General features: G+C 54.1%; 16 protein-coding genes and 1 pseudogene. 6 read left to right on the top strand and 11 right to left on the bottom strand.

The window, feature by feature from the left end; translation table 11 throughout:
- Positions 1 to 126: 126 nt before the first annotated feature.
- The 3 genes from PBA01S_RS06830 to PBA01S_RS22705 all read right to left on the bottom strand — a co-directional run bounded on the left by PBA01S_RS06830 (position 127) and on the right by PBA01S_RS22705 (position 2,657).
- Positions 127 to 1,080 carry an SMI1/KNR4 family protein gene (locus PBA01S_RS06830; protein WP_127575614.1) on the bottom strand — a complete coding sequence of 318 codons (954 nt, stop codon included), beginning with the start codon at positions 1,078 to 1,080 and terminating at the stop codon, positions 127 to 129.
- A gap of 97 nt (positions 1,081 to 1,177) precedes the next feature.
- Positions 1,178 to 2,101: a PadR family transcriptional regulator gene (locus PBA01S_RS06825; RefSeq protein ID WP_127575613.1), complete on the bottom strand. Its 924-nt coding sequence runs from the start codon at positions 2,099 to 2,101 to the stop codon at positions 1,178 to 1,180.
- A 385-nt stretch (positions 2,102 to 2,486) separates the two neighbouring features.
- The gene (locus PBA01S_RS22705) at positions 2,487 to 2,657 is read right to left on the bottom strand and encodes a hypothetical protein (protein WP_164744105.1); all 171 of its coding nucleotides are present in this window, start codon (positions 2,655 to 2,657) and stop codon (positions 2,487 to 2,489) included.
- A 38-nt stretch (positions 2,658 to 2,695) separates the two neighbouring features.
- Between PBA01S_RS22705 and PBA01S_RS06820 the strand changes: the two genes are divergently transcribed.
- Both PBA01S_RS06820 and PBA01S_RS06815 read left to right on the top strand, forming a co-directional pair.
- Entirely contained in the window at positions 2,696 to 3,325 is a 630-nt protein-coding gene (locus tag PBA01S_RS06820; RefSeq protein WP_085170145.1) for a TetR/AcrR family transcriptional regulator, read from the top strand.
- A gap of 297 nt (positions 3,326 to 3,622) precedes the next feature.
- A complete protein-coding gene (locus tag PBA01S_RS06815) occupies positions 3,623 to 4,267 on the top strand; it encodes a peroxiredoxin-like family protein (RefSeq protein WP_016314460.1) in 645 nt (214 codons plus the stop codon).
- Here PBA01S_RS06815 and PBA01S_RS06810 read toward each other — a convergent pair whose 3' ends face one another.
- Both PBA01S_RS06810 and PBA01S_RS06805 read right to left on the bottom strand, forming a co-directional pair.
- Positions 4,268 to 6,160, bottom strand: a complete 1,893-nt coding sequence (locus PBA01S_RS06810) for a heavy metal translocating P-type ATPase (protein WP_218027432.1) — start codon at positions 6,158 to 6,160, stop codon at positions 4,268 to 4,270.
- Positions 6,144 to 6,383, bottom strand: coding sequence for a heavy-metal-associated domain-containing protein (locus PBA01S_RS06805; protein ID WP_016314462.1), 240 nt, complete (start codon positions 6,381 to 6,383; stop codon positions 6,144 to 6,146). The genes PBA01S_RS06810 and PBA01S_RS06805 overlap by 17 nt, the downstream gene beginning before the upstream one ends.
- Before the next feature lie 1,316 nt (positions 6,384 to 7,699).
- Between PBA01S_RS06805 and PBA01S_RS06800 the strand changes: the two genes are divergently transcribed.
- From PBA01S_RS06800 to PBA01S_RS06790, 3 genes are all read left to right on the top strand, one after another.
- Positions 7,700 to 8,953, top strand: a complete 1,254-nt coding sequence (locus tag PBA01S_RS06800; protein ID WP_028538455.1) for a saccharopine dehydrogenase family protein — start codon at positions 7,700 to 7,702, stop codon at positions 8,951 to 8,953.
- A 1-nt stretch (position 8,954) separates the two neighbouring features.
- Positions 8,955 to 10,082 (top strand): carboxynorspermidine decarboxylase, encoded by a 1,128-nt coding sequence (gene nspC, locus PBA01S_RS06795; RefSeq protein WP_016314464.1) that lies wholly within the window; start codon positions 8,955 to 8,957, stop codon positions 10,080 to 10,082.
- A gap of 304 nt (positions 10,083 to 10,386) precedes the next feature.
- Positions 10,387 to 14,373, top strand: coding sequence for a carbohydrate-binding protein (locus PBA01S_RS06790; protein ID WP_127575611.1), 3,987 nt, complete (start codon positions 10,387 to 10,389; stop codon positions 14,371 to 14,373).
- A gap of 114 nt (positions 14,374 to 14,487) precedes the next feature.
- Here the strand turns inward: PBA01S_RS06790 and PBA01S_RS06785 are convergent, their stop codons facing one another.
- From PBA01S_RS06785 to PBA01S_RS23080, 6 genes are all read right to left on the bottom strand, one after another.
- On the bottom strand, positions 14,488 to 15,159 hold the full coding sequence (locus PBA01S_RS06785; protein ID WP_127575610.1) for a GNAT family N-acetyltransferase: 672 nt from the start codon (positions 15,157 to 15,159) through the stop codon (positions 14,488 to 14,490).
- A gap of 16 nt (positions 15,160 to 15,175) precedes the next feature.
- A complete protein-coding gene (locus PBA01S_RS06780; RefSeq protein ID WP_028538442.1) occupies positions 15,176 to 15,856 on the bottom strand; it encodes a GNAT family N-acetyltransferase in 681 nt (226 codons plus the stop codon).
- Positions 15,857 to 15,893: 37 nt separating this feature from the next.
- A complete protein-coding gene (locus tag PBA01S_RS06775) occupies positions 15,894 to 16,751 on the bottom strand; it encodes a carbon-nitrogen hydrolase family protein (protein ID WP_028538441.1) in 858 nt (285 codons plus the stop codon).
- 91 nt (positions 16,752 to 16,842) lie between these two features.
- Positions 16,843 to 17,529 carry a DNA/RNA nuclease SfsA gene (gene sfsA / locus PBA01S_RS06770; RefSeq protein ID WP_127575609.1) on the bottom strand — a complete coding sequence of 229 codons (687 nt, stop codon included), beginning with the start codon at positions 17,527 to 17,529 and terminating at the stop codon, positions 16,843 to 16,845.
- Positions 17,530 to 17,551: 22 nt separating this feature from the next.
- Positions 17,552 to 19,153: a gamma-glutamyltransferase family protein gene (locus tag PBA01S_RS06765; protein ID WP_127575608.1), complete on the bottom strand. Its 1,602-nt coding sequence runs from the start codon at positions 19,151 to 19,153 to the stop codon at positions 17,552 to 17,554.
- Between the two features lie 180 nt (positions 19,154 to 19,333).
- Complete coding sequence (locus PBA01S_RS23080; protein WP_255315302.1) at positions 19,334 to 20,041, bottom strand: S-layer homology domain-containing protein; 708 nt, start codon at positions 20,039 to 20,041, stop codon at positions 19,334 to 19,336.
- Between the two features lie 391 nt (positions 20,042 to 20,432).
- Here PBA01S_RS23080 and PBA01S_RS22700 point away from each other — a divergent pair.
- A pseudogene (locus tag PBA01S_RS22700) lies at positions 20,433 to 20,669 on the top strand (TetR-like C-terminal domain-containing protein); the annotation flags it as partial.
- Positions 20,670 to 20,730 lie beyond the last annotated feature (61 nt).

The following is a 20,730-nucleotide window of genomic DNA, read 5'->3' as shown; positions in this document are numbered from 1 at the left end:
GAATGGCCTAACGTCCCTGCAAGCGCAATTAACGTCTCAGGTGTCCGTTAGCTCAGTCCCGTGCCCCAGCCAAAAAAAATAATCCCGACAACCTCGTTGTCAGGATTACATACATGTGTGACTTACTTATTCTTGCGTCGTTCCCCCCGTCAATCCCCGTACGAACGCCTCGAAGTTCGGCGCAAGAGGGATGACCTTCTTGCTGGCCTTCTCCACGTACACCACTTCCGGCTCGCCGACGTTGGTGGATTCCCGATAATCGAGCATCACGACCCCGGTGTCCGACGGCGTATCGCACAGGACGACACCGAACTCAGGATACCCTTCCCGCTCGATCGTAGCGCGGCTGCCGGCCGCTCCGCACAGAGAGTGCGGTTTTTCCCGTCCGATGCCCATGATTCCCAGAATCTCGATGGTCTCGCCCGTTTGGCTCCGGAAGTAACGGTTACGGGGGATACCGCCATTATGCACTTTCATCAGGTTCACGTAAAAAGCCGGCAACCGGAACACCAGCGACTCCTCCACTGACTCGACCAGCGCATCTGTAGGCGGCGCCGAGACGTACTTCTCTGCCGCAGGATTGTCATCGTCCCAGAAGCCTTCCGCATCAAAATCCCCTTCAAAAACAACCGGTTCCGCTGCGATCTTCTCACCTTCCGAACCCGCAGCTTCCGCCGCCTCAGACGCAGACGACGCTGGTGCAGCTTCCTCGTCCCCTGCATCGCCTGCAGCGGTCTTTTCCTCGATCCAGCTCAGGAACTCCAACGTATCCTCGTCTCCCGGCTCCAACCGATCTGCCGTCTCAAACGCAGTCCGCGCTTCGTCATACCGCTCCAAATAGTAATACGCCAAGCCGATTCGATAATGCCACAGCGGGTCATCCTGCCCTTCATCGGCAATCTTCAGGAATTGCTCAATCGCCTCATCATACCGCTCCAGATTGTTCAGCGCACGCCCCAGATGGCTGATCAGCTCATAATCTCTTTCTTCCTCCGGTATGTCTGTGACTGCTTCAACGATCTTTTCATATTCATCCTCTTCATGCCACGTCTGCAACTGTTCCAATAGCTCTTCTCTCATTGATTGGCCTCCCAAGCGCATTGTCCATAAGAAAATTATACCATCCCCGGGACATGCATCACCAGCGAAGCCCGTCGGCGTTGAAATCCTGCCCTCCTTAACTTTCCGCTAACCACTTCTCCGCCTCAGCTTGGCTGGCAAACACCCGAAGTGTATTCCCTCGCTTGGATTCCGCAAGCAGTTCCTTCATCCGACCTTTAATCAGGCTCCCATCCGTAACCACAAGGGCCGTACGAAGCGAGAAGTTCACGAATTTCTGCAGAATTTCTCCGGCCAATCCCGTTCTCAAGTTGAAAAAATCCGCAGACAGCGCCTCAGCATAAACAATAAGCCGTCCAGCGTTGTGCTCAATGCACGCTTCGATCAGTTGAATCGCGTCCTGACCAGTGGCGATTGGCGGTTCGGCGGACGTGACAACGACGATCGTTTGGTTATTGTTCTCCACTACATGATATTTCATAGGTTTCTCCCCTTTCTGATCCTTCGAATGAATCCCCAAGTCCTCGCGAAGTTGGCGGATCCAGTCCAGCTCACTCCGGTATTGCTCCAGAACTCGGCCACGGATTTGATCCCAGAGATAGGCTTCCCGAGAGGTACGGCGTGGCGAAAACTCCCCCCGGCGGAGCTTCTCCTCCTCTGCGGCAAGCTGTAAATATAATTCGTGCTCATACCCCGTAAGGAGGGCGTCCAGTTCGTCTTCCCCCAACGCATCCGCCCAGGCGAGGCGCACGAGGAAGGTGTTTTTGAACTCCGGCAGCTCCGGCGGTGACAGTACCCAAGCTTTCAACGCTTCCCGCCCGGCTTCGGTAATCGTATAGATCTTCTTCGATGGAGCACTGTCTTGATGCTGGACCTCATTCGTCACCCAGCCCTCCTCCAGCAGCTCGACTAACGCCTTGTAGATCTGATTGTTATTGCCCGACCAAGGCATAAAAGGCGAATCCTGAATGATCTTCTTCAAATCGTAACCGGTTAGCGACCGGGCGCTCAGCATCCCTAAAATCGCGTAATTGATCGACATATGAACCACCTCTGTTTATCTTAACCTATGTTAATAGTAACATATGTTTTTTTAATGTGCAATAGTCTAGGGTACAGCTTAGGGTCAAATAAAACGGAGAAAGCCAGAAACTAGGGCAGGTGAGGGGATGAAGGGGACTCCGGTGGCTAGCGGAGCTAAGGTGTGCGGATGAGCTAAGGAGTGCGAATGAGCTAAGGGACTGGAGAGCCGTTATTGGAGCGGAATAGTTTGGTTCCTAACACCTAACGGACTCCACAGCCCTTATTTAGGTTGTTTCAGTCGAATTCTTGCCCGTACCCGCCTTATAAAGGCATTCCGGTCCGTTAGAACAGAAAATCGCTGGGAAATCAGAGAATAAGGGCCATACGGTCCGTTAGCTGAAAACTCAAAAAAAGCACCAGGCTGCCAATAAGACAACCTGGTGCTTCGGCCGGAGCGTCGCCTCCCAGTCCGGCAAGCTGGCCCAAGCGTCCAGCGGGACGCGGGCCACGAAGTCGTAGCCCTGCCCCTGGCCGCGCGGGTGTACAATGACCACTCCCATTTCGGGGACAATCATTTCTGGATGGTTAACTCCATTCTTGTTATACTAAGACTATGAAAACCACGACAACTACAACCCAATCGGAACCAAAGCTTACGAAGAAGGGGAGAGAAACGCGCAGCCGCATCATTGCGGCCGCCGCTAAACTGATGTTCGAACGCGGAGTCGCGGGAACGAGCGTAGAGGATGTGCAGAAGGAGGCCAAGGTCAGCTCCTCGCAGCTTTATCACTACTTCAAGGAGAAGCGAGACCTGGTGCTCGCCGTCATCCTGTACCAGAGCGAGCAGGTGTTAGGTTCACAAGAACCGTTGCTTAGCCATCTGGACAGCATGGAGGCGCTGCAGACCTGGCGCGACGCCGTCATCCAATCGCAGGTTGAACGGCAGTATCAGGGCGGCTGCCCCATTGGTTCATTGGCCAGCGAACTGGCCGATATGGAACCCGCAGCCCGCGCTGCGCTGGCTACCTGCTTCCTGCAGTGGGAGCAGTCGATTAGCCAAGGGCTTCGTGCGATGCGGGATCGCGGAGAAATGCGCACCGACGCCGATCCGGACCAACTGGCATTAGCGCTGCTGACGGCGCTGCAAGGCGGCCTGCTCATGACGCAGGTTCGCAAAGATATCAAAGCCCTGGAGGCCGTGCTCGACGCGATACTGGAGCATATCCGCACCCATTTAGTTTAGACACACCCGAAATAGAAACAGAATAAGGGCACTTTAGAAGGAGGGAAATCCGTAATTTTTATCACCCCGTAACCGGCGGAAAGCGCTGGGTTGCGGGGTTTTTGCGTTTTCAGAATTGGAGGGATGCCAAAGTCCGAAAAAAATGGAGTTGACAATCCAAAAAATTTAAAATACAATGAGTTCATTCATAAATGGAGTGTTTACTCCAAAAAAAAGAGCGGAACTCCCATCAACCCTTCGCCAATCGCACGCTATAAATATGGGCCTCCGTAATCAACGAAAATGAGGTGTATAGAGATGACGTTCAAACAAGAATTGGAACAAATGAGACAAGAGTATGTCGCAAATTCCCCAGCGGATGTGTATAACGAAATCAACCGCTTGATTACTGAACAGCAGCAAGCAGGCCAGGCATTTGGCCTGGAGGTGGGCCAGAAGGCGAAGGATTTCACCTTGAATAACACGCTGGGGCAACCCGTGAATCTTTATGACGAATTGGCCAAGGGTCCGGTGGTGCTGACCTTCTATCGTGGCGGCTGGTGCCCGTTCTGCAATATGCAGCTGCGTTCGTACCAGAAGGTACTGCCGCAAATCGAGTCGATCGGCGGCCAATTGATCGCTGTCAGCCCGCAAAGCCCAGACAACACATTGACGCAAAAAGAGAAGGAAGAGCTCGAATTTCAGGTGTTGAGCGATACGAACGGATTAGTCGCCGCAGCTTACAATATTCTGTACGACGTACCGGATTATATTAAGGACATTTTCCTGAACAAATTCAACTTGGATCTGGCAGAATACAATGCCACCAATCGCTGGATTCTGCCGATTACGTCCACGTTTATGATCGACGAGTCGGGTATCATCCGCTCCGCCTATGTGGAACCGGATTACATGAAACGTCCTGATCCAGAGGATATCCTGGAGCGGTTGAGACATCTGTAATTATCGTCTTAGATCCGCGATCCGAAGCATGTCCCGGTCGATACTGGAACCCCACCCGCGCCGTGTCAGGCGAAGGGCATTCAAAATCACCAAAATCACGCTGAACTCATGAATAAACATCCCCGAGGCTAAATAAATCCGCCTCGTTAATACCCCCGCCAGCAGCAGAACCACGACCACGATGGCAAAGAATACGTTTTGCTTCATATTGCGAACCGTGCGCTTCGCCAGCTGGCGGGCATATACGAGCTTATCCAGCCGGTCCGCCATAATGACCGCATCCGCAGTTTCTATCGCAATGTCCGTCCCCGTGCCTCCCATGGCCAGCCCAATGTCCGCGGCGGCGATCGCCGGCGCGTCGTTGACGCCGTCGCCAAGCATCGCCACACGGTAGCCCTGCCGCTTCCACTCCTGAATCAACGCCATCTTATCTGCTGGAAGCAGCCCGGCGTGCACCTGATCCACCCCCAGCTGATCCGCAACCTTACTAGCCACATGTCGATTGTCGCCAGTCAGCATCACCACCCGCTTCACGCCTTGCCGCTTGAGCCCTTGGATCGCTTCCTTCGCTTCGGCACGAATCGGGTCTGTGATGGCGATAACGCCAATCAACATGCGGTTAACCGCGGCAAATACCACCGTACCCCCGCGCTTCTCTTGACGTTCTGCCTCGTCCCATACCTCCTTGCTTATGGACACGCCTTGCTGCTCCAACCACTCCCGCTTCCCGACCCGAACCGTCTGTCCACGAACCTCACCGCAAATCCCGCTTCCTTTGTGTACCTCCACCTGCTTCGGTCGATCCGCCGGCTCTACCTTCCGAGCCTTTGCCGCATTTACAATCGCTTGTCCAAGCGGGTGCTCCGAGGCCGCTTCCACTGCAGCCGTCAGCTCCAACAGCTCGCGTTCCTGCACGCCGCCGTAGGTGTGTACCGCAACCACGGAAGGGTTCCCCTCCGTTAATGTCCCAGTCTTATCGAACGCAACTACCTCCGCCCGGGCCAGGTTCTCCAGCACCTCCCCGCCTTTGATCAGCAAGCCGTTTGCGGCGCCGTTTCCCAATCCGGCAACCATTGAGACCGGCGCGGAAATCACCAAAGCCCCCGGGCAAGCGATCACCAGAAACGTCAGCGCGAGCTCGGGATTCCGAGAGACGAGGAACACCAGTACCGCCAACAGCAGCATCCCCGGCGTATAGTAGGAAGCGAACTTGTCCAAAAACCTTTGCGTCTTCGCCTTAGATTCCTGGGCTTCTTCCACCAGCTCAATAATTTTGGCAAAGGTTGTGTCCTCCCCAACCTGCTCGGCAATGACTTCCAGGTAGCCCGTATCCACGGTCGTTCCGCTGAACACTCGGTCACGGACCTGCTTGCCGACGGGTACCGGTTCGCCGGTAATCGCCGCTTCGTTAACTAGGGCTTGGCCGGAAGCGACCTGGCCGTCGACCGCGATCTTGCTGCCGGACGGCAGAAGCACCCGATCCCCGCGCACCACTTCGGACGCGAGCACTTTGACCTGAACGCCGTCCCGCAGGGCGAGGGCTTCCGCCGGGGCCAGATCGATCAAGGCTTTCAAGGCGGAGCGCGTCTTGCCCAACGTGATCACCTCAAGGTATGCCCCGAGCCGGAATAAGAAGGCCACCGCGGCAGCCTCAACGTATTCGCCGAGGATAACCGCCCCGATCATCGCGATCGTCACCAATAGCTCGATGCTGAAGACGCGCATGCGGAGCGATCGAAAGGCTCGGACAGCGATCGACCAACCGGATAGGGCCGAGGCCAGCAGCAGTGCGACGCTTCGAACCACCTCCCATCCCAGGAGGTGAAACAACCCCGCCAAGGCCAGTAGCAGCCCCGACGCCAACAGCGCCGCCGCTTTACGAGGCTTGGCCATCGCCATGCCCTCCCCCCGCCAGCACCGGATACCCCAGCTTCGCCAGCATGCTCTGCAGCGGCTCCTCCTGCACCAGGTTCTCATCGAACCGGACCTTCACCTGGCTAGAGTGGAATAACACTTTAACTTCCTGTACCCCCGGTTGTTTCAACAGCGCGCTTTCGATTTTCTTGATGCAGCTTGGGCAGGTTAACTCTTCTACGTTCCATTTAACGGTGATCATTGGACATATCCCCTTTCGGTTATCGATGGCTTCATCGTAACTCGGGTTCCAGGGGCTTTCCTTGATTCACGTCAATTTAAAGATATCCTAGAGTTAAGAAGCTCTGGGCCAGCCGGCCAGCCGCGGTGGAGCGGCGGATTGTTCAGGGTGCCGTGCTGGCCCTCGCGATAACGTAATCAGGATGCTGCCACTTGCAACGGTTATTTTCGCGATACCGCCTCACGCACGATTGATCCAGGATAACACCTTTTGCGACGGTTTGAACGTGATGCCAGCCTTTGCGACAGATTGAACGTGATGCCAGCTCTTGCGGTGGATTGAACGCGATGCCACATCCTGCGACAGGTTGATCGCCGAATGCCACCTCTTTGCGACCTATTGATCGTAGTACCACCCCTCGTAAGTCTAACGCTTATGACAAACGCTATTGCCGCCAAAATACCCGATTTCTAAATCTAACGCTTGCCACACACTCTATTTGCTTCATTTTCCGCATTTCACCGCGCTTTTTCCGCAAATAAGCACGCTGACAAGCGTTAGAACGCCAGCCCCCCTGTTTTTCGCCAAATAAGACGCCTGGTAAGCGTTAGCGACACTTGGAGCAACACTTGGCACTATGAGCAACACTTGGCACTAGGAGCAACACTCGAAGCGACACTCAACGGATTTCGAAGCGACACTCGGAACAAATCTCGGAACGACACTCAAAGCAAAACTCCAATCGAGACTCCAATCGAAACTGCGAAACGAAACTCAAACCGTAAACAAGTCCCTCGCTTACCAAAAAAATATTTTAAATTTACTATTGCCCTCCGAATCAGTTCCTGCTAATATTAAGGAGCATGATTTTTGGAAAGGTTGTATTCAATATATCGCGAGTCTTTCCAAGCAGATAATTTTTTGACCACTTTCTTCGGAAAGTTAAGGCCATACGGACAGCCGGGTCAAATGCCGATTGGCAACTTAGTTGCCTTATTGATTGAGTTAAAAGCTCAAATTTTATAAGTTGGTTACTTTACAACCAGTGCATAATGCACATCAACTTGTGAAACGGTCAATAAGAGTGGTAAAGGCGAATTATTTGCTAAATAGACTCTGATCAAACATGATATATTGAATATTAAGAATTCCGGAGCGTGCGTTCGTGCGAAGTCATTTCGTGCGGCGATGAAGACGGGCGTTCGTCCGTTGTGATGGAGCTTTTCTTAATATTGACTATATCAGAAGCAAGTGATGCGCAGGTTATGCGTTCAATCACTTGCTTTTTTACGTTTCACAGCACTTGTCAAATTTTAAAGAAGGTAGGAGATGGACAAATGGGAAAAGCATTAATCATCGGCTGCGGCGGCGTGGCTTCCGTAGCGATCCACAAATGCGTGCAAAACAGCGAGGTATTTGAAGAAATCTGCATCGCCAGCCGCACCAAGTCGAAATGCGATGCGCTGAAAGCGAAGCTGGACGGCGGCAAAACCAAAATCACGACAGCTCAAGTGGACGCCAACAATGTCGACGAGCTGATCGCATTGATCAACGAAGTGAAACCAGACATCGTGATGAACCTGGCTCTGCCGTATCAAGATTTGACGATCATGGAAGCCTGCTTGGCAACCAAAACGCACTACCTGGATACCGCGAACTATGAGCCGGAAGATACGGCGAAATTCGAATACAAATGGCAATGGGAATACCGCGAGCGCTTTGAGAAAGCCGGCATTACTGCACTGCTGGGCAGCGGCTTTGACCCTGGCGTAACGGGTGTATTCTCCGCCTATGCACTAAAACATCATTTTGACGAAATCGAGTACATCGACATCCTCGACTGCAACGCTGGTGACCACGGCTATCCGTTTGCGACGAACTTCAACCCGGAGATCAACATCCGTGAAGTGTCTGCGAAGGGCAGCTACTGGGAGAACGGCCAATGGGTCGAAACCGAGCCGATGGAAATCAAACGCGTCTACAACTTCCCGGAAATCGGGGAGAAAGATATGTACCTGCTGCACCATGAGGAAATCGAATCCCTGGCCCTGAATATTCCGGGCATCAAACGGATCCGCTTCTTCATGACATTTGGTCAAAGCTACCTGACCCACCTGAAATGCCTCGAAAACGTCGGCATGACTTCCATCGAGCCGATTGAATTCGAAGGCAAGCAAATTGTGCCGCTGCAGTTCCTGAAAGCCGTCCTGCCGGATCCATCTTCGCTCGGACCGCGCACGAAGGGCAAAACGAACATCGGCTGCATTTTCAAAGGGAAAAAAGACGGCAAAGAAAAAATGTACTACCTGTACAATGTCTGCGACCACGAAGAATGCTACAAAGAAGTTGGCTCTCAAGCCGTAGCTTACACGACGGGTGTTCCAGCCATGATCGGTGCGATGATGATCCTCAACGGCACTTGGAACAAACCGGGCGTCTACAACATCGAAGAGTTCGATCCAGATCCATTCATGGATGCGCTGAACAAGTGGGGCCTGCCTTGGAAAGAAAGCTTCAATCCGGTACCGGTAGATGCCTATCCGGAAGAGGAAGTCGCCGAAGAGCGCAAAGAAACGGAGTACGTTAGATAATATGCGCTTCGAGGAACTGCCAACACCTTGTTACGTGGTCGATGAGAAACTTTTGGAGCAAAACCTGAAGATCCTGGCCGGAATTATGGAGCGGACGGGGGCCAAAATTATTTTGGCGCAAAAAGCATTTTCGATGTACACGACCTACCCGCTGATCGGCAAATATTTGAGCGGCACGGCGGCCAGCGGCTTGTATGAAGCGCGGCTTGGCCACGAGGCAATGGGCAAGGAGAATCACGTCTTTGCCCCGGCCTACCGAGAGGATCAAATCGACGAAATCATCGAGCTGTGCGATCATGTGATCTTCAACTCGTTCTCCCAAGTGGAGAAATATCGCGATCGGGTGCTGGCGGCTGGCAAAAAAGTCGGTCTGCGCATCAATCCGGAATGTTCAACCCAAGTGGGCCACGATATCTATAACCCTTGCGCGTATGGCTCGCGGTTTGGCGTGACGATTGAGAATTTCCGTCCGGAGCTGTTGGATGGCATTTCTGGCTTTCATTTTCATACCTTGTGCCAGCAGAATTCGGACGACTTGGCCACGACGCTGGACGCGGTGGAAGAGAAGTTTGGTCCATGGCTGTCGCAAATGGAATGGATCAATTTCGGAGGCGGCCACCATATCACGCGCGAGGATTACGATATTCCGCTGCTGGAAGCGTGCATTCGGCGGATGCAGGACAAATACGGCTTAGAAGTGTATCTGGAACCAGGTGAAGCGGTGGCGCTGAACGCCGGTTACCTGATCACGACGGTGCTGGATACGATGAAAAATGGCTTGGATATCGCCATCGTGGACGCCTCGGCTTCCTGCCATATGCCGGACGTGCTGGAGATGCCGTACCGTCCGCCGCTGTTTGGCTCGGGCGAACCTGGCGAGAAGCCGTATACGTATCGGCTGGGCGGACCAACCTGCCTGTCCGGGGATAATATCGGCGACTACTCGTTTGATGAGCCGCTGAAGCCGGGCGACCGCCTGGTGTTTGGCGATATGGCCATCTATTCGATGGTGAAGAACACCACTTTCAACGGTATGCCGTTGCCGGCGCTCGTCCTGCAGCATAAGGACGGCGATTGCGAAATTTTACATCAGTTTGGTTATGAAGATTTCAAAATGCGGTTGGCGTAAAGCACCTCAATCGCTTAAGCGGGGACTGCCCGGTCAATGAAATGACGGGCGGTCTCTTTTTTTGTCCAAAACCATAATCCTGCACACCATTTCCATAGAATTACACCTTTATTTGGAAAGGATTCCTCATTTACGATGGAAGTGCGGGACTTATACCGATCCTTGGGAAGAGGGGGGAATACGCCTTTTTGTGATATCGCTTACATTGGTATATTAAACAGAATTAGTTAACCATGCAGCGAGGCTCACCACGACAACTCTGCCAGATGTAAGAAAGGGAGAAATCTTCAAATCTGAAAGGAGAATGCATGACGTGAACAGCCAAAGACGCATTATCGCATGGATATGTATCGTCGCGATGTTCGCCACAACCTTCTTTACTTCAATGGGGTGGTCCGCACCGGTTCAGGCGGCAGGAGGGGCGAATCTGGCTGCAGGCAAGCCAACGACGGAATCCGGGCATGCCGATGTTTATCACGCCTCCAACGTCACGGATGGCAATGCCAGTACGTATTGGGAAAGCACTAATCACGCTTTACCCGGGTGGGTGCAGATCGACCTCGGCAATACAGTAGAAATTGATCAAGTCATCTTAAAGCTGCCTTCCAGTTGGGAAAGTCGGACGCAAACCTTATCCGTACAAGGCAGCACCAACGGGGCGAGCTTCACCGATCTGAAAGCCTCCGCCAGCTACACGTTTGACCCGGCTTCGGGAAATACGGTGACGATCAACTTTGCAGCTGCCAGCGTTCGTTACGTGCGGATTCACATTACGGCCAATACCGTCTGGCCGGCGGGCCAACTCTCCGAAGTGGAGGTCTACGGCGCTTCGCCAGCCGCACCTTCCGCGATTCCGGGCAAGATTGAGGCGGAAAATTACTCTGCGATGTACGGCATTCAGACGGAACCCACCACGGATACAGGCGGCGGGCTGAACGTCGGCTGGATTCATGTCGGGGATTGGATGGACTATAACGTCAACGTCGTTAGTTCGGGCACCTATACCGTCGAATACCGGGTTGCCAGCAATGCAAGTACAGGCGAAATCCAGTTGAAATCCGGCGCAACCACGCTGGCTACAACGACCGTACCCAACACCGGGGGATGGCAAAACTGGCAGACCGTAACGGCCACCGTAACGCTCAATGCCGGAACGCAAACCCTTCGCGTCTATGCCAGCGGATATGATTTTAATATCAACTGGATCCAATTTACGCAGGGAAGCTCCGCTGATACGCAGCCGCCAACGGCGCCGAGCAACCTGGCCTTCACACAACCAACCTCTGGCACAATCAAGCTGACCTGGAACGCCGCCACGGATAACGTAGGCGTAACCGGGTACGACATTTACGCCAACGGTCAGCTTCGCGGCAGTGTCAGCGGAACCACGCTGACTTACACCGACTCGCAGCCAGCAAGTGCTACCGTCTCCTACTATGTCGTCGCCAAGGATGCAGCCGGCAACGTTTCGCCGCCAAGCAATACTGTGACGCGAAACGGAACCGGCGGAGAGGCCGGAACCAACCTCGCCATCGGCAAGACGATTACCGCATCCTCCTCGACGTATATTTATGTGGCCGACAATGCCAACGATAACGATGTCTCGACCTATTGGGAGGGCAACGGTCATCCGAGCACACTCACCGTGGACCTGGGGGCCAATGCCAACATCACGTCGATTGTCCTGAAACTGAACCCTTCCAGCGAATGGGCAACACGAACGCAAACGATTCAAGTGCTGGGGCATGACCAAAATTCCACCACCTTTACGAACCTGGTCTCCGCCGCTTCCTATACCTTTAATCCGGCAACCCAGAACACCGTCACCATTCCGGTCAGCGCCACCGTGAGCCAAGTGCAGCTGCGGTTTACCGCCAATTCCGGAGCCCCCGGCGGGCAGGTCGCGGAGTTCCAGATCTTTGGCACACCGGCACCCAATCCGGATCTGACCATAGCCAACCTGTCCTGGTCGCCGACGACACCGGATGAGTCCCAATCCGTTACGCTGACGGCTGCGGTTCGCAATGCAGGAACTGTTGCATCCGGCGCTACGAATGTGAACTTCTACCTTGGCAGCACTCTGGTAGGTACAGCTCCCGTAGGTGCGCTTGCCCCTGGAGCTACGACGAACGTCTCCGCAACAATGGGCGCCAAAGACGCCGGTTCGTACGTCGTGATTGCCAAGGTGGATGAGAACAACGCGGTCCTTGAAACCAATGAAGCCAACAACACCTACACCCATCCCACGCCGCTGACAATTCACCAGGTACAAAGCTCTGATCTGATCGCGACGCCAGCCTGGACGCCTTCGAATCCGAGCGCAGGTACGACTGTCACCTTTACCGTGAACCTGAAAAACCAAGGCACCATCGCATCCGCCGGCGGCGCGCACCCCATCACCTTAGAACTGAAGAACGGCTCGGGAACAACCGTACGCACGCTAAACGGTTCGTATAGCGGTACGCTGGCTCCGGGAGCATCCGTCAATGTGACGATGGGAACATGGACTGCAGTGGACGGCAGCTACACGGTAACAACAACGGTAGCAGACGATGCTAACGAGGTCGCTGTGAAGCGGGATAACAACAGCAGCACCGTCAGCTTATATTCCGGTCGCGGCGCGAACATGCCGTTTACTGTGTTGGAGGCCGAAGCTCCTTCGAACAGCACCAATGGAACGCGGCTGGCGCCAAACTTTACGCCGGGTGATTTTGCCGGTGAAGCCTCTGGACGTTCAGCCGTTTATCTGGATGCTACCGGCGAATACGTGGAATTTACGCTGACTCAGCCGGCCAATGCGTTCGTGCTCCGCAGCGCCGTAGCCGAGAATACCACCGGTACGATCAGCATCTATGCGAACGGTGTGGATCAAGGCAATTTTACCGTGTCCTCCAAATTCGCTTACGTGTATGCCACACCTTCCACGCTTGGAGAGTTAGGGTACAATAACTCCGGCTCCAAGGCTTACTGGCTGTACGAAGACTCCCAGCTCTTGCTGGACCAAGTCTATCCGGCTGGAACGAAGATTCGAATCCAGAAGGATGCGGGGGACGTTCCTTGGATTTACGTGGATATGATCGAGACGGAGAACGTAGCGCCGCCAGCCTCCAATCCGGATCCTAGCAAATATGTTGAAGTGTCGAGTACGAAATCGATTGAGCAGGCGCTGAACGAGTTCCGTCAGGATCCGTCCAAGCAAGGGATTTTCATTCCGGCTGGAGAGTGGACGATCTCATCGAAGATTTTCCTGTATGGTCGGGCAACGGAAATCATTGGCGCCGGTCCTTGGCATACCAAGCTGATTGCACCGCAAAACCAAACGAACACCGACGTTGGATTTAACATCAGCTCCACCGCTAACGGATCCACCATCAAGGACTTGTCCGCCTGGGGGAACTATGTCTACCGTCAGGACGGCCCCGGCAAATTCATTGACGGGAACGGCATGCAGAACGTGACGATTGAGAACATTTGGGCGGAGCATTTCGTGTGCCTGTACTGGGGCGTGAACTCTTCCTACAATACCTTCAAGAATAATCGGATCAAAAATATGTTCGCCGACGGCATCAACATGACCAACGGCTCTTCCTACAACGTGATTGACAACAACTATGCCCGCGGTACGGGGGACGACGCCTTCGCCTTGTTTAGTGCGATTGACGCCGGCGGCTCGTACAATGTGGGGAACAAGTACACAAACCTCACCGCCGTCAACGTACGCCGGGCTGCCGCCTTCGCCGTCTACGGCGGTCAGAACAACCTGTTTCAGAACCTGTACGGCGCAGATACGCTCACGTATCCTGGCGTGACCATCAGCAGCTTAAGCTTCGGCTATAATACGCTGGGCTTCGGAGATCAGGATACGGTGATCGACGGTGTTACGCTGGATCGCACTGGCGGTGATTTCTGGACCAGTGTCGGGGCGGACGACAAAATTAACGATTATCAAAACTTCGGGGCAATCTGGTTCTTCGGCGGTGACCGGGACTTCAAGAACATCCTGGTGAAAAATGTGGACATTAATAACCCGGTATACTTCGGCTTGATGTTCCAATCCAAATCGCCGGAGAATCTGCCCATGCAGAACGTACGGCTGGAGAACATCACGATTAACAACCCAACCCGCTACGGCATTAAGCTGGTCGTGAGAGCCGAACAAGGTCAAGGACCTGTGGTTGGCGAAGCTCGTTTCACCAATGTTACGGTCAACAATCCGGGAATCACGGCCATCTATGGCGAGAATCAAACGCCGAATTTCAATGTGATCCGGGTTTCGGGAAATAACTGGTGATTCCATAAAGGCACACAAAAGGCGGTACCTGTCCAATGACGGGTACCGCCTCTGTTGCTGAAGCAACGGGATAACAATGAAAGTGTGGATCAGAAGATGAATTCCCTTCCTGAACTAAATCGGCAGCAGCTTCATGCGATCCTTCGCTTTCAGGCCTTCCACCATGTCGTACCACGCTTGCGGCTTGTTCGGCAGCACCGTGTAATACCGCTCCAGGAATTGCACGATCAACGCCGTTTCCAGGCTGTCCTCGTTGCCGTCCATCGGCAGGAAGCAGAGGTTGAGCCCGCTGACCGCTTCTCCGTCATTGTTCCAGGACGGATGTACGTACGGGAAGTCCAGGCGCATATATCCGAGATGGGACAAGACTTCGCGGCGTACATAAGGATCCATCGGCTTCACGCCGCCGAATTCGTGATGCTCCACCTGGTAAGGATCGTAAATTTCCGCGAACATGCCGCGCAGCTTCTTGCCGTTCGCTTCGGCTAATGCGTGTAAATCGCGCAACCGGTGATCTGCCAGGAACCGCCCGATACCCAGCCCAGCTTGGCCGATAATCGTGAAGTCGGTCATCGCCACGTTGAAGTCCTCATAATAGCGATACTCCGTCGCCCCAACGACCTGACCTTCGTGCACCGCCACAAAGACGCGAATGCCGGGGTCTTCCAGCGGCTCTTTCCACAAATCGAATTCCAGCACTTCTTCTGGCGGGAACACGTTTTGCATCAGCTGATGCATCGATTTGAATAAAGGATCCTGAATATTCGTAATTCGGATGTATTCCATAAAGGTACATTGCCTCCTATTTAAAATTGCGCTGGAGAAACGGGTTTCTCCATTCCATCAATGCGGCGTAATTCCGTGACTCCTCATCTTCCAGATAATCACGCACGACCGTGACCGGCGTACGGCCGCAACGCAGCAGGAAGGTGATCACCGGATCCTTCAGCTCACCGCTCACAACGGCATTGAGATACTGCTCCGCCGTCATTTCCTCTGCATACTTGTGATAGCCCGGCATTCTGCCGCCGCCCAGCAATCGCTCAAGGCCTTGCTGCACCACCAACTCGTACATGGACAGCATTAACCACTTGCCTAGGCCCCATTTCCGATAAGCCGGACGAACGCTGATATCTACAACGTACAGAGTATTTCCATCAGGCCGGTGGTTGCGGATGTACCCTTCATCGGTGATATCCGCCCAGGCGTGCTCCGGCTTGCCGGGGTCAAAATCGACCTTGAGCCCGGTCATCGAGCCTACCAGCTCCCCGTTGACTTCCACGCATAACGCGCCTTCAGGAAACAACCGCACATGGTTGCGGAGCTGCTCCTCGTTCCACCATAATTCCGAAGGAAAAGGAGGCGGGAAGCTCTCCTGCTGAATGCGGATCAACCCCGGAAAATCCTTCTCTTCGTAGTTCCGAATGACCGCCGGCACCGGCCGGCCTTGATCATTAAACACGTACCATTCTTTCCGATACATCATGTCTCTCCTCCATGGACAACCTGTGTGGCTTGGTTTAGTTCCAATCGGTGTACAGATCGGTCCGACGATCTCGCCAAGTGGTCACCGAGCCTTTCTCCCGAACCTGATAAAGCAGCTCCAAATCGAGATCGGCGGTTACGATCATATCGTCGTTGATCTCACCTTCCACCAAAATGCCGCGCGGTGGGAACGGTACGTCGTTTGGCGTGATCACCGCCGCCTGCCCGAAGTTGCCCCGCATGAAGTCCACCGTCGGCAGCGAGCCGACCGTCCCTGTAGTGACGATGTATACCTGGTTCTCAACTGCTCGCGCATGGCAGCAGTAGCGTACCCGGTGGAAGCCGTGGCGATCGTCCGTACAGGATGGACAGAAGATTACGTCCGCCCCCTTCGCCTTCGCCATCCGGACGATCTCCGGAAACTCGATGTCATAGCAAGTCAACATGGCGATTTTACCCTTGTCGGTTTCGAACACTTCCAGGCCATCGCCCGGCGTCATGTTCCATTCCGTCACCTCGGTAGGCGTAATGTGCAGCTTGGCTTGCTCCGCGATTCGCCCATCGGGATAGAACAGATGAGCGACGTTGTACAACCGGTCGCCTTTGCGCAGCACATGCGTCCCGCCGATGATATGCATGCCGGTCTGTCGAGCCAATCCGCTAAACAGCGTACGGTATTGCTCTGTGAAATCCGGCAGCTCCTGGATGGTCAATGCTCTCCCCTCCGGTGTTCCAATCGACATCAGCTGCGTAGTGAAAAACTCAGGGAACAGCACGAAATCCGCGCTGAATTCCTCCGCAGTTTTGATATAGTGTTCGGCCTGCCGGGCGAACTCGTCAAAGCTGCCAATCGTATGCAAATGATATTGGACAGCGGATACTCTTAATTTCATGGAACTCCCCTCTCTTGTCTTACTCCATCTTCGTAAATTTCATCATAAAGTCAGCCAGAATGCAATTCCGCCGCCCTGCTGCGAACCCCGCTCATAGATGAACCGGGAGGCCGGCTCCCAATACAATCTCTTGTTCTGTCACTATGGATTCATATGCCAGAAGCCGCACCCCTTGCCGGGAGGCTTCCTCCAAAGCGTTCGCAAAAGCCGGATCCATGTCCCGGTAAGGGGTAAATTCGCGGCATCCCTGCATTTGGATGACGAACAGCACCGTCCCCGTGTATCCTTCTTGAACCGCCTTAGCCAACTCCAAGACATGTTTGGTTCCCCGCGTCGTTGGAGCATCCGGGAACATGGCGATCCCATTCTGCTGGAGGGTCACGCCTTTGACCTCGATGAACCCTCGTTCCTCGCCTTTTTCATAGTAGAGATCAAACCGAGAATCCCCATAGGTGACTTCACGCTTCACGCGGCTGACCGTTCCGATCTCCGCGATCCACCCCGCCTTCAGCGCCTCGAACGCCACCGGATTTGGCGCTTGCGAATCAACGTTCACCCAGGCTCCATCCTTGGCCGCTGCAATCAAGGAATATTTCGTCTTCCGCTCAGGCCGGTCTGACACCTCCAGCAGCACCTCGGTATCCATCCGCAGAAGCTCCTTCAGCCGACCGGTATTTTTCACATGCACCTGTTCTATAACGCCATCCACTTCTACCTCAGCGATAAACCGGTTCATCCGCCGCTGAAACCGCCCGTGCACAATGTTCCCATATTTCATCTGTCTTCACTTCCCTTAGACGTTACCAAGCCGCGATCATGCCGTCCGTTCGGGATTCCGTCCCGCCGGCCAACACGCCGGTTTGCAGATCCCGCCAAATGATTTGGCCGCGTCCGAAGGCTCCTCCGTCCGGCATCACTTCGATATCATGCCCTTTTTGCCGGAGCGCCTCAATGAGCTCGCCTGGAAACTCCGGTTCCACCTGCACCTTCTTCCCGCCAACCCACTGCCAACGCGGCACATCCAGGGCCGCTTGAGGATTCAACCGGTAATCCACCGTATTCATGATCACCTGCATATGGCCTTGTGGCTGCATATATCCGCCCATGATGCCAAACGGGCCCACCGCCTCTCCATCCTTGGTCAGAAACCCGGGGATGATCGTGTGATACGTTCGTTTCCCCGGCTTCACGAAGTTCGGATGCCGTTCATCCAGCGAGAAGTCGGCCCCGCTGTTTTGCAGGCTGATTCCCGTTCCCGGGACTACGACACCTGAGCCAAAGCCCATATAGTTGCTTTGAATATAGGACACCATATTGCCTTCTTCATCGGCTGCAGCTAAATAGACGGTCCCGCCCTTCGGCAGATCGATCGGCTTCGGATCCAGTGCGTTGTCGCAGATCTGTTGAGCCCGTAACGAGGCGTATTCCCGGGACAACAGATATTCGGCAGAGACCGGCATATCCGCTGGCTCCGTGATCGAGGCTTGGCCATCCGTAAACGCGAGCTTCAGCGCCTCAATCTGACGATGCACGGTCTCCGCGTTGAGCCACTCAGGCTGCTCCAACTGCTCATAGATGTTTAAGGCCATCAGCGCAACCATCCCCTGCCCGTTTGGCGGAATCTCCCAAACGTCATAGCCTCGGTAGTTCGTCGAAATCGGCTCAACCCACTCCGGCCGGTAGGCAGCCAAGTCGGCTTTCCTTAAAAAGCCGCCATGCTTCAACATCAAGTCCTCGATTCGCTGGGCCAGCTCCCCTTCGTAAAAATCCCGCGCTCCGCTGGCTGCAATCCGGCGCAAGCTCTCCGCATGACCCTTCGAGCTCCACACTTCCCCGATCTCGGGAGCCCGGCCTTGCGGAGCAAAGGTGTGGAACCAGGCTTCGAACTCCGGTCCCTCCTGTTTGCGGTACGCCTGGTAATCCCGAGCCCAGTATTTGCCCAGGATCGGTGTCAGAGGATACCCCTCCTCGGCATATCGAATCGCGGGCTTCAAGCTCTCCGTCAGCGGACGTCTGCCGAACCTTTCGGCCAGCTCTGCCCAAGCCGCTGGGACTCCGGGGACCGTAATCGGCACCAGCCCCAGCTTCGGCATTTGCTTGTGCCCCCGCTGCTTCACGGCCTCCGCCGTCAGTAAAGCCGGTGCCGGCCCGGACGCGTTCAGACCGTGGAGCTTCCCCTTCGTCCAGACAAGGGCAAACGCATCCCCGCCGATTCCGTTGGAGGTCGGCTCGACGACCGTCAACGCCGCCGCAGCCGCAATCGCCGCGTCAATGGCGTTCCCCCCTTGCTGCAGAATCTCAAGCCCGGCCTGTGCTGCCAGCGGCTGGGACGTCGCCACCATTCCTTTTTTTGCAAAAACGGTATAACGCTTGGATGCAAACGGGTGATGCAGATAATCCATTGACCTCACTCCTTTGCTTAGGGTTCATGAAGAAGCGTCTAGGTGCAATGCAGCTTATCTCATGCTGGTATAATAACATAGACCTTTTCGCAGGAGTAGAATGGCACAAAAAAGACCCCCATAGCCTAAACACGTTGCTCAAAGCGTCTAGTCTATGGGGATCAGTCTATCTAGAGTCCATCAATCGATCATGCCAAGAATTTGTAGCATTCTCACGAACACAGTGGCAGCCTGGGCACGTGTCGTTTCACCCTTCGGACTAAAAGTATCCTCGCTTGTGCCGGTCATGATGTCCAGCTTAACCATCAGACGAACGTCCTCCAAGAAGGCCGCGTTCACACTTGCCAGATCCTTGTATTCGTTCAGAGTCATATGTTCCTTGGTTATCGGCAGCTGCTCAAGGGAAATCACTGCAGCTAACATGCTCGCCATCTCCTCACGCGTAAGCGGCTGATCTGGTTTGAATTGAGTCCCGCTCACAAAGTCCAGCAGTCCAAGCTCCTTGGCTTTAACGACTTCGTTGAAATACCATGCACCTTGCTTGAGATCGTCATAGGGAGCTGGATTATCAGTAGAAATGTCGCGTCCAAGCGCCCGGACCAACATGGCGGTAAACTCCGCCCTTGTTACGGATCTGTTAGGGTCGTACAGTCCTCCGCCCACTCCTTCAACAAGCCCTTTAGCTGCAGCAAGTTGGATATACGGTTTACCCCAATGATTTTTCACATCGGTAAAGCTTACTGGATTTTGCGCTGCAATAAATACGCCGTTGAAATAAGAATGAATCGACGCATTCCACACATCGTCAGCTTTTACCGCTCGAGCGGGGACAAAATCAAACTTCTCCGTCGTTTCGTTATAGCGGAACACCCCCCATTGCTCCGACATGCCGGTGCCATTCTTCGGCATCGGAATCATCCGGGTAAGCGCCTTGCTGAACGAATCTACCGTAACGACAACTTCTCTCGTCTTGGTGTTGATGATATCCGTGCGCAAATCTACGATCTCGCCTAGGACTTTGCCTTCTGGCACACCGCTTGCGAACGCCGCCAGAATGTCCTTGTCGTCAGATTTGTCGGTCAAGGTGACCTTGAAGCTGATATCCTCAGGTTTTAGATGGTTCGCGGCAAGCAAGTCCGTCAACCCCGGAATCAGCGATGCCAAATCAACCGGCACCTGGTAGCTGGCGTAAGGGGGTTTGATGTCGATGATAAAAGCAGCGGCACGTTCTACGCTCACTATCAGGACAAATACGACCTGATGGAAAAGTGCGGACGTCCTGATCAATGAAGATGAATGCCTCGTTCCGCCCAAGTATTTTGCTACATATGTAGGATGGGCGCACATCGGTGTAATTCAACAATGGCTGGAGAACGGCGGGCAAGAGTCGCCCGAGGAAATGGCGCGCATCCTGACAACGATTCTGGTGCACGGTCCATTGTATGCGGCAGGCTTGAAGAAACTTGCCGCGTCTGAACATCCGTTGCCGAATCTTCCAATAGGGAGCACAAACTAACTCTTGATATAAAAAAGTTCCGTGTAGTTTTGCACTACTTGTTCTCATTCTATGCCAAGGA

Source organism: Paenibacillus barengoltzii NBRC 101215, from assembly GCF_004000745.1.
In the GTDB taxonomy this organism is placed as follows: Bacteria; Bacillota; Bacilli; order Paenibacillales; family Paenibacillaceae; genus Fontibacillus; species Fontibacillus barengoltzii.
This window is presented reverse-complemented; position numbering and strand designations above follow the sequence as displayed.